2 protein-coding genes and 1 pseudogene are annotated in these 14,089 nt (G+C 74.1%); all 3 read right to left on the minus strand.

Annotated elements, in window-relative coordinates:
• Positions 1–4 precede the first annotated feature (4 nt).
• Positions 5–3,319: a type I polyketide synthase gene (locus OG861_RS07090; RefSeq protein ID WP_330261491.1), complete on the minus strand. Its 3,315-nt coding sequence runs from the start codon at positions 3,317–3,319 to the stop codon at positions 5–7.
• Between the two features lie 238 nt (positions 3,320–3,557).
• Positions 3,558–10,517: an SDR family NAD(P)-dependent oxidoreductase gene (locus tag OG861_RS07095; protein ID WP_443064479.1), complete on the minus strand. Its 6,960-nt coding sequence runs from the start codon at positions 10,515–10,517 to the stop codon at positions 3,558–3,560.
• A gap of 57 nt (positions 10,518–10,574) precedes the next feature.
• Positions 10,575–14,060: pseudogene (locus tag OG861_RS34250) on the minus strand (type I polyketide synthase); the annotation flags it as partial.
• Positions 14,061–14,089 lie beyond the last annotated feature (29 nt).

The following is a 14,089-nucleotide window of genomic DNA, read 5'->3' on the forward strand; positions in this document are numbered from 1 at the left end:
CTGGCTAGGAGATGCCGAATTCGCTGTCGAGCACGTCGAACAGCTCCTCGTCGGTGACCGTTTCGAGGTCGGTGCCGTCATCGGCGGGGCCGCCGCCCGTACCCCGGGCGTCGCGCCAGCGCCGTACGACGGCCTCGAGGCGGGACGTGATGGCGTCGGCGCGGGCGCCGATCACGGCGGTGTCCCCGCCGTCGGCGGGGAAGCCCGTGAGTACCGCTTCGATGCGGTCGAGTTCGGCCAGCGCGGCGGCGGCCGGGTCCTCGCCGACGGAGTCGGCGTCCAACCGCTCGCCCAGGAACGCCGCGGCGGCACGCGGCGTCGGATAGTCGAAGATCAGGGTGGCGGGCAGGTCACAACCGCTCGCCGCGGTGAGCCGCTTGCGCAGTTCGACGGCGGCCAGCGAGTCGAAGCCCATGTCGCGGAAGGCCAGATCGGCTTCCACGGTGGTGGTGGAGTCGTAGCCGAGGACGGCGGCGACGTGCGTACGGACCAGCCCGAGCAGCACGCGGCCCCGATCGGCGGCGGGCAGCCCGTCGAGCTTGGCGTGCAGATCGGCCGCCGCCCGCCGGGACTCTTCGGCGGTGGGGACGTCATGGGCGACGTGGGCACCGCCGCCCGTGGAGTGCGCGGCGTCGACCCAGTAGCGGCTGCGCTGGAAGGGATAGGTGGGGAGGTCGACGCGCCGGGCGCCGGTGCCGGCGTAGAAGGCCTGCCAGTCGACGCGCACGCCGTCCACGTGCAGCTGCGCCAGCGCCGCGGTCAAGGCCTCGGGCTCGGGGCGGTTCCTGCGCAGGGTGGCCACGAGGACGGCTTCGGCCGACTCGGCCGACTGCTGGGCGAGGCCGGTGAGGATGCCGTCCGGGCCGATCTCCAGGAACCGGGTCACTCCCTGCTGCTCCAGGGTCCGTACGGCGTCCGCGAAGCGGACGGCCTCGCGGACCTGCCCGACCCAGTACTCAGGGGACTGCCAGTCCAGCGACGGCTCGCCCGAAACGGTGGAGACGACGGGGACGCGCGGCGTAGAGAACGTCAACCGGGAGGCGACGGCCCGGAACTCGTCCAGCATCGGATCCATGAGGGCCGAGTGGAAGGCGTGCGAGACCTGGAGCCGGCTGGTCTTGCGACCTTCGGCCGTGAAGTACTCGCCGAGGGCCAGCACAGCAGCCTCGACACCCGAAACCACGACCGAGTCCGGCCCGTTCACCGCAGCAATACCCACACCCTCGGCCAGGAGCGGCAACACTTCCTCTTCCGTCGCCTGCACGGCGAGCATCGCCCCACCCGCAGGCAGCGCCTGCATGAGCCGGCCGCGGGTCACGACGAGTTCGGCGGCATCGGGCAGGGACAGCACCCCCGCCACATGGGCAGCAGCCAGCTCACCGATCGAATGCCCGGCGACGACGTCAGGCTTCACGCCCCACGCCTCCACCAGCCGGAACAGCGCCACTTCCAGCGCGAACAGTGCGGGCTGCGTCAGCGCGGTCGCATCGAGCGCGGCCGCGTCCTCACCCCACACCACCTCCCGCAACGACCGACCCAGATGCCGGTCAACCTCCCCGCACACCGCGTCGAAGGCCTCCGCGAACACCGGGAACGCCTCGTACAGCTCACGACCCATGTCGAGGCGCTGCGCCCCCTGCCCCGTGAAGAGGAAGGCCGTCCGGCCGCCGCGCCGCAGGGTTCCGGTGAGCACCCGCGGGTGCTCCTCCCCCGCCGCGAGCGCCGCGAGCGCACTCTCGCGGTCGCCGAGCACGACGGCCCGGTGGGTGAAGGCGGTGCGCGAGGTCGCGAGGGAGAGCCCGATGTCCGATGCGTCGGTGTCCGTTTCGGCGGAGACCCGCTCCAGCAGACGTTCCGCCTGCGCGGCCAGCGCCTGCGGGGACTTCGCCGACAACACCCAGGGCAGCACGGGGAGCGTGGCCCGCACAGCCGGCCCCTCCGCCTCCGCCCCGGCCGGGGCCTCCTCGATGATCACGTGGGCGTTCGTCCCGCTGATGCCGAACGAGGACACCCCGGCCCGCCGCACACCGCCGGGTGCCGTCTCCCACACACGGCCCTCGGTGAGCAGCTCGACGCTCCCGGCTTCCCAGTCCACTTCGTCCGAGGGCGCGTCCACGTGCAGGGTGGGCGGCAGGACGCCGTTCCGTATCGCCATGACCATCTTCATCACGCCCGCGACGCCCGCGGCCGCCTGGCCGTGCCCCATGTTGGACTTGATCGAACCCAGCCACAGCGGCCGCCCCTCGGGCCGCTCCTGCCCGTACGTCTCCAACAGCGCCTGCGCCTCGATGGGGTCACCGAGGGTGGTTCCCGTGCCGTGTGCCTCGACCACGTCGACGTCGGCCGCCGTCAGCCCGGCGTTCGCCAGCGCCTTGCGGATCACGCGCTGCTGGGCCGGTCCGTTGGGGGCGGTCAGGCCGTTGCTTGCGCCGTCCTGGTTGAGCGCGGAGCCGCGGACGACGGCGAGCACGGGGTGGCCGTTGCGGCGCGCGTCGGAGAGCCGCTCCAGGAGCAGCACCCCCGCTCCCTCCGAGCAGGCCACGCCGTCCGCAGCGGCGGCGAAGGACTTGGAGCGGCCGTCGGCGGCCAGGCCCTGCTGGGTGCTGAAGTAGACGAACATGTCGGGGGTCGCCATCACCGTCACGCCACCCGCCAGGGCCAGGTCGCACTCCCCGGACCTCAGGGCCTGGGCGGCCATGTGCAGGGCCACCAGGGACGAGGAGCAGGCGGTGTCGACGCTGACCGCCGGGCCCTCCAGGCCCAGGGTGTAGGCCACTCGCCCCGATACGACACTGCCCGCGGTGGTGCTGCCGGGTTCGAGGCCGAGGGCGTAGTCGTGGTACATGACGCCGGCGAACACCCCGGTCGGGCTCCCCTTGAGGGTGGTGGGGTCGATGCCGGCCCGCTCGATGGCCTCCCAGGACACCTCCAGCAGCAGCCGCTGCTGGGGGTCGGTCACGACGGCCTCGTTGGGGCTGATCCCGAAGAAGACCGGGTCGAACTCCGCGGCCTCGTAGAGGAACCCGCCTTCCCGGGCGTACGACTTGCCGGGCGTGCCGGGCTCCGGGTCGTAGACCTCCGGGTCCCAGCCCCGGTCGGCGGGGAACCCGCCGATGGCGTCGACACCGTCCGCGACGAGCTTCCACAACTCCTCGGGGTTCGTGACACCGCCCGGGTAGCGGCAGCCCATTCCGACGATCACGATCGGATCGTCGTGGCGTCCGGGGCGGCGCTCGGCCTCGGCCAAGCGCCGGCGGGCGTCACGCAGGTCGGAGGTGGCCCGCTTCAGATATTCGAGAAGTCGCTCCTCGTTGCTCACCGAGACCTACTCCCTCTGGTCGACAAAAAGTGGCGACTCGCTCGCGTTACCCAGTCCGGCGTTGATCGGTTCGAACGCTACTGAGCTGCCGAGAGGGCGGCCTACCCTTAGGCCACCCCTGCCCAGAGGGGTCACCGGAGCAGGGGAAACACGCAGAACGGCCGGGGTGCGTGACGGCTGTCGTCCAGCTGTCACGCACCCCGGCCGGGGTCTGCCGAGCCCGCCGGAGTGGGGCGGGTCAGGGGGTCGCGGGGGTACCGAGCTCGTTGTCCAGGATGTCGAACAGCTCGTCCGCGGTGACCTCGTCGAGGTCCTCGCCACGGTCCGGGATCTCCGGCGTGGCATACCCCTGGGCGTGGGTGGGTCCTCCGTCGAGCCGGCCGGCCAGCTCCCGCAGGCGCTCGGCGAGCCGCGTCCGGTCGGGGGTGGTGACGGGCGGCGCGGTGGGCGCGTCGGAGGCCAGCAGTGCCTCCCACCGTGCGATGTCGGCCTCCAGTCCGGTGGCCGGTACGGGGGCGGCGACCGCCGGAGCCAGCTTCCGGGCGAGGTACGTGGCGACCTCCGCCGCACTCGGGTAGTCGAAGATCAGCGTGGCGGGCAGCCGCAGCCCGCTGGCCGCGTTCAGCTGGTTGCGCAGCTCCACCGACCCGAGGGAGTCGAAGCCCAGCTCGCCGAAGGCGCGGTCGGGTTCGATCGCCTCGCCCGAAGCGTGGCCGAGCACGGTCGCCGCGTGGCCGCGTACGACGTCCAGGATGATCCGGGTCCGCTCCTCCTCGTCGTGACCGGCGATCCGTTCGGCGAGCGACACGCCCTGGGACGCCGTGCCACCGGCCCGCTTGCGGGCGGCCGGAACCAGCCCGCGCAGCAGCGACGGCAGTTCGTCGGTACGGGTCCGCAGGGCCGCCGCGTCCACCTGGAGCGGCACGGTGACGGCCGCGCCCGACGCCAGCGACGCGTCGAACAGGGCGAGCGCCTGGGCCTCGGACAGGGCGGGAGTACCGGCGCGGCGCATCCGGTCCCGGTCGGCTTCGGTGAGGTGGGCGGCCATGCCGGTGTTGACGTCCCAGAGACCGAAGGCCATCGCCGTCGCCGGCAGACCCTCCGCGTGCCGGTGAGCGGCCAGCGCGTCCAGGAACACGTTCGCCGCCGCATAGTTGCCCTGGCCCGCCGCCAGCACCAAACCACCCGCCGACGAGAACATCACGAACGCCGACAGACCCAAGTCCCTCGTCAGCTCATGCAGATGCCACGCCGCATCGGCCTTCGGCCGCAGCACCGCATCCATCCGCTCCACGGTCAACGCACCGACCACACCGTTGTCCGCGACACCCGCCACATGCACCACACCCGACAACGGATGCGCCCCATCCACCCCCGCCAACACCGCCGCCAACGCACCACGATCCGCCACATCACACGCGGCAACCGTCACACGGGCGCCCAACTCAGTCAGGTCCGCGGCGAGTTCGGCGACACCCGGAGCATCCGGACCACGTCGGCCCAACAGCAACAGATGACGCACCCCGTGCTCCACCACCAGATGACGGGCCACCAAAGCACCCAGACCACCCGTACCACCCGTCACCAAAACCGTGCCCGAACCGTCCCACTGCGGCTCGACACCGTCGGACACCGCCAGCCGCGCCAGCCGCGGCACCAGCACCCCACCGGCACGCACCGCCAACTCGGCCTCACCCAGACCCGCAACCACACCCAGGTCCACGGACCCATCGGTGTCCACCAGCACGAACCGGCCCGGATTCTCCGCCTGAGCCGACCGCACCAGACCCCACACCGGAGCCTGCCGCACGTCCACCGGCTCACCATCGACAACAGCCACCCCACCACGCGTGACCACCACCAACGACGCACCCTCGAACCGCGGCTCCGCCAGCCACTCCTGCACCACGCCGAGGACCCGCTGCGCGTGTGCCCGGACATCGGCGAGTACGTCACCGGTCGCCGCGGCGGCGCAGTCCAGCACCACCGTCGCCGGCACCTCGGCGGCGGGCGTCACGTCCTCCCAGGCCGTCCAGTCGCCCGCGGCGGCCGGGGCCGCTTGCGGCACGGGCTGCCAGCGGACGTGGAGCAGGGCGTCGCCCGCCCCCGCGCCCAGCTGCTCGGCCGAGACGGGCCGGGAGAGGAGCGACTCGACCGACAGAACGGGGTTGCCCTGCTCGTCCGCGACGGTGAGCGCGAGCCCGTCCTGGTGGGCGATCGGGGTGAGCCGCACGCGCAGCGCCCTGGCCCCCGCGGCGTGCAGGGCGACCCCGTTCCAGGCGAAGGGCAGCAAGGTGCGGCCGCCGCCCTCGCGGCCCGGAATCGCGAGCAGTCCGACGTGCATCGCCGCGTCGAGCAGGGCCGGGTGGAGGCCGAAGCGGGCCGCGTCGCCGTGGGCGTGCTCCGGCAGGGCCACCTCGGCGAACAGCTCCTCGCCGCGCTGCCAGGCGGCCGTCAGGCCCTGGAAGACCGGCCCGTAGTGGTAGCCGGCGGCCGCGAGGTCCGGGTAGGCGTCGCCGACGGGAATCTCCTCGGCGCCCGTGGGGGGCCATTCGGTGAGCCCTTCCGCCCGCTCGGCCGCCGCCGGTGACAGCGTGCCTTCGGCATGGCGGGTCCAGGGCAGGTCGGGCTGGTCGTCGGGGCGCGAGTGGATCGCCACGGTCCGCCGGCCGCCGTCGTCGGCGGGACCGACCGCCACCTGGACGGCGATGCCGCCCCGGGCGGGGAGGATCAGCGGGGCTTGGAGGGTGAGTTCCTCCAGCAGTCCGCAGCCCAGCCGCTCGCCGGCCCGCACGGCCAGTTCCACGAAGCCGGTGCCGGGCAGCAGGATGCTGCCGAGGACGTCGTGGTCGGTGATCCAGCCGTGCGTGCTCGCCGACAGCCGGCCGGTGAGCACGGTGCCGCCCTCGTCGGGCAGTTCGACGGCCGCACGCAGCACGGGGTGGTCGAGCCCGACTTGCCCGGTCTCCGCCGTGCCACCGGCGGCGGCGGGGGCCGTCATCCAGAAGCGGGAGTGCTGGAAGGCGTACGTCGGCAGCTCTACGCGGCGGGCACCGGCGGGGGCGTAGAACGCCTCCCAGTCCACGGCCACCCCGCTCGTGTGCAGCTGCGCCAGAGCCGCGACGAGTGCCTCGGCCTCGGGGCGGCTGCGTCGCAGGGCCGGCACGAGGACGGCCTGGTCGGATACGACGCTCTGCGCGGCGAGGCCGGTGAGGATGCCGTCGGGCCCGATCTCCAGGAACCGGGTCACGCCCTGCCCCTCCAGCGCCCGCACCGCGTCCGCGAAGCGGACGGCTTCGCGGACCTGGCCGACCCAGTACTCGGGCGACTGCCAGTCCGAGCACAGCTCACCGGTCACCGTGGAGACGACGGCCACGCGCGGCGCGGAGTACGTCAACGCGGCTGCGACGGCACGGAACTCGTCGAGCATCGGGTCCATCAGGGCCGAGTGGAAGGCGTGCGAGACGGACAGCTGGCTGGTCTTACGGCCGACCGCGGCAAAGTGCTCGCCGACGGCCAGAACGGCCGCTTCCGCACCCGAAATCACCACGGACTGCGGCCCGTTGACGGCGGCGACACCGACACCGTCGCCGAGGAACGGAAGAACGTCCTCCTCGGTGGCCTGCACGGCGAGCATCGCGCCACCGGCAGGGAGCTCCTGCATCAGCCGGCCCCGCGCGACGACCAGCCGGGCCGCGTCCGCCAGCGAGAACACACCCGCGACGTGCGCGGCGGCCAGCTCGCCGATCGAGTGACCGGCGACCAGGTCGGGCGTGACACCCCAGGCCTCCACCAGCCGGAACAGGGCGACCTCGACCGCGAACAGCGCCGGCTGGGTGACCGCGGTGGCGTTCAGCGCGTCCGCGTCCTCACCCCACACCACGTCCTTGAGTGACCGCCCGAGGTGGAGGTCGACCTCCGCGCACACCGCGTCGAACGCGGCGGCGAAGGCGGGGAAGGCCTCGTACAGTTCCCGGCCCATCCCGAGGCGCTGCGCACCCTGGCCCGTGAACAGGAACGCCGTCGAACCCTTGGTCACCGTGCCGGTCAGCAGGCCGGGGTGCGGTTGCCCCTCGGCCAGTGCGGCGAGGGCCTCCGTGCGGGCGCCCACGACCACCGCCCGGTGCTCCATCACGCCGCGCGTGGTGGCGAGGCTGAGGCCGATGTCCTCGGGGCGGTGCGCGTCCGCCACGGCCAGCAGGCGTTCCGCCTGCCCGGCCAGGGCCCGCGGGGTCTTCGCCGACAGCAGCCACGGCACGGCCGGCAGCGCGGCCCGCGTCTCCGGCTCGGTCTCCGGCTCGTCCTGGGGTGCCTGCTCCACGATCACGTGGGCATTGGTGCCGCTCAGGCCGAAGGAGGAGATGCCGGCCCGGCGCGGCCGCCGGCCCGGGGCCTCCCAGTCCCGTGTCTCGGTGAGGAGCTCCACGTCGCCCGCCGACCAGTCGATCTGGTCCGACCGCTCCTGCGCGTGCAACGTGGGCGGCAGGACGCCGTGCCGCATCGCCATGACCATCTTGATCATCCCGGCGACACCGGCGGCGGCCTGGGTGTGGCCCATGTTGGACTTGATGGAGCCCAGCCAGAGCGGCTGTCCCTCCTCGCGTCCCTGGCCGTACGTGGCCAGCAGCGCCTGCGCCTCGATGGGGTCACCGAGACGGGTTCCCGTACCGTGCGCCTCGACCACGTCGACGTCGGCCGCCGACAGGCCCGCGTCGGCCAGCGCCTGGCGGATCACCCGCTGCTGCGCCGGCCCGTTCGGAGCCGTCAGACCGTTGCTGGCACCGTCCTGGTTCAGCGCGGAGCCCTTCACCACCGCCAGCACCCGGTGCCCGTTGCGCCGCGCGTCCGACAGCCGCTCCAGCAGCAGCACACCCGCACCCTCACCCCAGCCCGTACCGTCCGCGCCCGCACCGAACGACTTGCACCGCCCGTCCGGGGCCAGGCCGCGCTGCTCGCTGAAGTACACGAGCATGTCGGGGGTCGCCATGACGGTGACTCCGCCCGCGAGCGCCAGCGAGCACTCCCCGGACCGCAGGGCCTGGGCCGCCATGTGCAGGGCCACCAGGGACGACGAGCACGCCGTGTCGACGGTGACCGCCGGACCCTCCAGGCCCAGCGTGTAGGCGACGCGGCCGGAGACCAGGCTGCCCGCCGTGCCGCCTGCGTAGTCGTGGTACATCACACCGGCGTACACACCCGTCCGGCTGCCCTTGAGCGCGGCCGGGTCCACGCCCGCGCGTTCGAGCGCCTCCCAGGAGATCTCCAGCAGCAGCCGCTGCTGCGGGTCCATGGTCAGCGCCTCGCGCGGGGAGATCCCGAAGAACGCCGGGTCGAACGCGGCCGCGTCGTAGAGGAATCCACCGTCACGTGCGTACGACTTGCCCGGCACGCCCGGCTCGGGGTCGTAGACGCCGGGGTCCCAGCCCCGGTCGTCGGGCAGCGGGGCGATGGCGTCGACCCCGCCCGCGACGAGCTGCCAGAGCCCGTCGGGCGTGGTGACGCCGCCCGGATAGCGGCAGGCCATGCCGACGATCGCGATGGGGTCGTCGTCCGCGCCCCGGACGGCAGGTGCGGCGGGTGCGGGCGTGGCGTCCGGGGTGCCGTCGAGGACTTCGAGGATGTGGGCGGCGACCGCTCCGGCCGTCGGGTAGTCGAAGATCAGCGTGGCGGGCAGCCGCAGGCCGGTCTCCTTGTCGAGCCGGTTGCGCAGTTCGACGGCGGTCAGGGAGTCGAAGCCCAGTTCGTCGAAGGCGCGCCGCGGTTCGATGGCGTCGCCCGAGGCATGGCCCAGTACGGCGGCGATCTTCGTCCGGACGAGGCCGAGGACGGCGTCGGCGCGGTCGGCGCCGGTCAGCCCGGCGAGCCGGTCGCGCAGGGCCGGGGAGCCGCCCCGGGCGGCGGCGCGGCGGCCGGGGGTTCGGACGAGGCGGCGCAGCAGGGCGGGGGTGTCGTCCACGTGGGCGCGCAGGGCCGTGAGGTCCAGGCGTACGGGGACGCTCGCGGGCTCGCCGGATGCGAGGGCGGCGTCGAACAGGGCGAGGCCCTGCTCGGCGGAGACGGCCGGGGTGCCGGCCTGCCGCATCCGCTCCACTTCGGCCTCGCCGAGCTGCGTGCCCATGCCACCGGGGGTGTCCCAGAGGCCGAAGGCCAGGGAGGCGGCGGCGAGTCCGCCGGTGCGGCGGTGGGCGGCGAGGGCGTCGAGGAAGGAGTTCGCCGCGGCGTAGTTGGCCTGGCCGGTGGAGCCGAGGGTGCCGGCGAGGGAGGAGAAGAGGACGAACGCGGTGAGGTCGTGGCCCTGGGTCAGCTCGTGGAGGTGCCATGCCGCGTCGGCCTTGGGGGCGAGGACCGCGTCGAAGCGTTCGGGGGTGAGCGAGGTGAGCACGGCGTCGTCGAGCACGCCGGCGGCGTGCACGATCCCGCGCAGGGGGTGCTCCGGGTCGATCGCGTCCAGCACGGCGGCCAGCGCGGCCCGGTCGGCCACGTCGCAGGCGGCGACGGTGACGGTGGCGCCCGACCCGGCGAGTGCGGTGGTGAGTTCGGCGACTCCGGGGGCGTCCGGCCCGCGCCGGCCGACCAGCAGCAGTCGGCGCACTCCGTGCTCGGCGACCAGGTGGCGGGCGACGAGGGCGCCGAGGCCGCCGGTACCGCCGGTGATCAGCACCGTTCCGTCGGCGTCCCACACCGGCGGTGTCGCGGCGGCGGCCGCCCGGACCAGCCGGGGCACCGACACGCGGCCTCCGCGTACCGCGAACTCCGGTTCGCCGTCGGCCCCTACGCGGCCGAGGCCCTCGGTGCCGTCGGTGTCGACCAGGAGGAACCGGCCCGGGTTCTCGGCCTGCGCCGCCCGCACCAGACCCCACACGGGGGCCTGCCGTACGTCGACCGGATCGCCGTCGGCGACGGCCACCGCGCCCCGGGTGAGGAACACGAGGGACGCCCCGGCGAAGCGCGGGTCCGCGAGCCAGGCGTGCAGCACGCCGAGGACCCGGTGGGTGACCGCGTGCACCGCGTCCACCACGTCCTGCGCGTCCTCCGTCCCGGCGGCGCAGTCGAGGACGACCGTGCCCTCGACCGGGCCGCCGTCGGCGGGGAGGTCCTCCCAGCGCAGCCACTCCTCCGCCGCGGCCGGGTCGGTCGGCTGCCACGCGACGCGGTACAGCGGGTTCTCGGCGCGACCACCGGCCCGCGTGTCGTCCATCGCACGGCCGACGACCCCGCCGACCGCGGCGATCGGCGTGCCGTCGGCGTCGGCGAGCTCCAGCGACAGGCTCTGCGGGGTGGGCCGGGTGATCCGCACCCTGGCCTCCCCGGAACCCGCGGCGTACAGCCGGACGTCCTTCCACACGAACGGCAGGACCGTCGCGCCGCCGTCGTCCGCGCCGTCACCGGCGGCTCCGTCGACCATCGCGGCGTGCATCGCGGCGTCCAGCAGGGCCGGGTGCAGCCCGTACGCGTCCGCCGCCGTGTCCTGCGGCAGCACGACCTCGGCGTACAGCGCGCCGCCGTCCCGCCAGGCGGCCGTCAGGCCCTGGAAGGCGGGCCCGTAGGCGAGACCGCGCTCGCGCAGGGTCTCGTACGCGCCGTCGAGGGGCAGTGCGGCCGCGCCCGGCGGGGGCCAGGCGCTCAGGTCGAAGGCGGGCGCGTCCGCCCCCTCGGCCAGTACGCCCTCGGCGTGCAGGGTCCAGTCGGGTTCGCCCCCGTGCTCCGGGAGGCCCTCCGGGCGTGCGTACACGCCGACCGTCCGGCGTCCGGAGTCGTCGGGCGCCCCGACCACGATCTGTACGGCGACGGCGCCTTCCTCGGGGAGGACCAGCGGGGCGTGCAGGGCGAGTTCCTCCAGGACCTCGCAGCCCGCGTGGTCACCCGCGCGGATCGCCAGTTCCACGAATCCGGCGCCGGGGAAGAGGATCGCGTCGCGCACCACGTGGTCGCAGAGCCAGGGCTCGGCGGCGACGGCCAGCCTGCCCGTGAGGACCACCCCGCCGGAGTCGGCGAGGGAGACCACGGCACCGAGCAGGGGGTGCTGGGGCGTGGACAGCCCGGCGGGTGCCTGGCCGCCGGGGCGGAAGGCGTCGATCCAGTACCGGGTGCGCTGGAAGGGGTAGGTGGGCAGGTCGACGCGGCGGGCGCCGGCGGGGGCGTAGAACGCCTCCCAGTCGACCCGTACGCCGTCCACGTGGAGGTGGGCGAGGGCCGCGATCAGGGTCTCTGCCTCGGGGCGGTTGCGGCGGACGGCCGGTACGAGGACCCGCTCCTGGTCGGAGTCGAGGCTCTGCGCGGCGAGACCGGTGAGGATGCCGTCGGGCCCGATCTCCAGGAACCGCGTCACCCCCTGGCCCTCCAACGCCCGGACCGCATCCGCGAACCGCACCGCCTCACGGGCCTGACCGACCCAGTACTCGGACGACTGCCAGTCCGCACCGCAACGACCGGCCACCGTCGACACGACACCGAACTTGGGCTCCGCGTAGGAAAGTTCGGACGCCAGGGCGCCGAACTCGGCCAGCATCGGGTCCATCAGGGCCGAGTGGAAGGCGTGCGAGACGGACAGCCGGCTGGTCTTGCGACCGGCCGCCGCGAAGTGCCCGCCGACGGCCAGGACGGCCGCCTCGACGCCCGAGACCACGACGGACTGCGGCCCGTTGACGGCGGCGATACCGACTCCGCCGGTCAGCAGCGGCAGGACCTCGTCCTCGGCGGCCTGCACGGCCAGCATCGCGCCACCGGCAGGAAGCTCCTGCATCAGCCGGCCCCGCGCCACCACCAGCCGCGCCGCGTCCGCCAGCGAGAAGACACCCGCGACGTGCGCGGCGGCCAGCTCACCGATCGAGTGACCGGCCACGACATCGGGCCGCACGCCCCACGCCTCCACGAGGCGGAACAGGGCGACCTCGACCGCGAACAGCGCAGGCTGCGTCAACGCGGTGGCGTTCAACGCCTCCGCGTCCTCACCCCACACCACGTCCTTGAGCGACCGCCCGAGATGGACGTCCACTTCCGCGCACACCGCGTCGAACGCGCCCGCGAACTCCGGGAAGGCCTCGTACAGTTCCCGGCCCATCCCGAGGCGCTGCGCCCCCTGGCCCGTGAACAGGAACGCCGTCCGGCCGCCCTGCCGGGCCTGGCCGGTGATCAGGGCCGGGTGTTCCTCGCCCGCCGCGAGGGCGGCGAGCGCGGCCGTGCGGTCGCCGACCACCACGGCGCGGTGCTCGAAGAGGGAACGGGTCGCCGCGAGGGAGTGGCCGACGTCGACCGGCTTCGGGTCACCGTCGCGCAGGGAGTCGAGCAGGCCGCGGGCCTGGTCGGCGAGGGCCTGCGGGGACCTCGCGGACACCGGCCAGGGGGCGGCCGCCACGCCCGCCGGCAGGGCGGGTGCGGGGGTTCCGTCGGCTTCCGGCTGCTCGGGGGCCTGTTCCACGATGACGTGGGCGTTGGTGCCGCTCAGGCCGAACGAGGAGATGCCCGCGCGCCGGGGCCGGCCGTCGGCCTGCCATTCCCGCGCCTCGGTGAGCAGGGCCACGTCGCCCACCGACCAGTCGACCTGGTCGGACGGGGCGTCCACGTGGAGGGTCTTGGGCAGTACCCCGTGCCGCATGGCCATGACCATCTTGATGATGCCCGCGACACCGGCGGCGGCCTGGGTGTGCCCGAAGTTCGACTTCACCGACCCCAGCCACAGCGGCCGGTCCTGCGGCCGCTTCCTGCCGTACGTGGCCAGCAGCGCCTGCGCCTCGATCGGGTCGCCCAGCCGGGTGCCCGTGCCGTGCGCCTCGACCGCGTCCACGTCGGCCGCCGTCAGACCCGCGTCGGCCAGCGCCTGGCGTATCACCCGCTGCTGCGCGGGGCCGTTGGGAACGGTCATGGCGCTGGACGCGCCGTCCTGGTTGACGGCGGAGCCGCTGACGAGGGCGAGGACCGGGTGGCCGTTGCGGCGCGCGTCGGAGAGCCGCTCCAGCAGCAGTACGCCCGCGCCCTCGCCCCACCCGGTGCCGTCGGCGGCCGCGGCGAACGGCTTGCACCGGCCGTCCGGGGCCAGTCCGCGCTGGCCGGAGAAGTACACGAGCATGTCCGGGGTGGACATGACGGTCACACCACCCGCCAGGGCCAGGTCGCACTCACCGGACCGCAGGGCCTGGGCGGCCATGTGCAGGGCCACCAGGGACGAGGAGCAGGCCGTGTCCACGGTGACGGCGGGACCTTCCAGGCCCAGCGTGTAAGCGGTGCGGCCGGAGACGAAGCTGCCCGCGCTGCCGTCGGCGTAGTCGTGGTACATCACACCGGCGTACACGCCGGTCCGGCTGCCCTTGAGCCGGGTCGGGTCGACGCCCGCCCGCTCGACGGCCTCCCAGGAGATCTCCAGCAGCAGCCGCTGCTGCGGGTCCATGGTCAGCGCCTCGCGCGGGGAGATCCCGAAGAACGCCGGGTCGAACGCGGCGGCGTCGTAGAGGAACGCACCGTCGCGGGCGTACGTCTTGCCCGGCACGCCCGGCTCCGGGTCGTAGACGTCGGGGTCCCAGCCGCGGTCGGCGGGGAAGCCGGACACGGCGTCGGTGCCCTCGGCCACCAGCCGCCACAGGCCTTCGGGCGTGCCCGCGCCGCCCGGGTAGCGGCAGGCCATGGCCACGATCGCGACGGGGTCGTTGCCCGCCGCGGTCAGCCGTGCGTTCTCTTCGCGCAGTCGCTCGTTGTCCGTGAGTGACTTGCGCAGTGCCGCTACGACCTGTTCCACCGATGTGCTCACGTCATCCTCGAATTCCGGGTCGGTCCGGT

It is taken from the genome of Streptomyces sp. NBC_00539 (genome assembly GCF_036346105.1).
In the GTDB taxonomy this organism is placed as follows: domain Bacteria; phylum Actinomycetota; class Actinomycetes; order Streptomycetales; family Streptomycetaceae; genus Streptomyces.

Coding starts and splice junctions, on each gene's coding strand:
- OG861_RS07095 (WP_443064479.1), bottom strand. CDS start 10,517: ATGGACGACACGCGGGCCGGTGGTCGCGCCGAGAACCCGCTGTACCGC.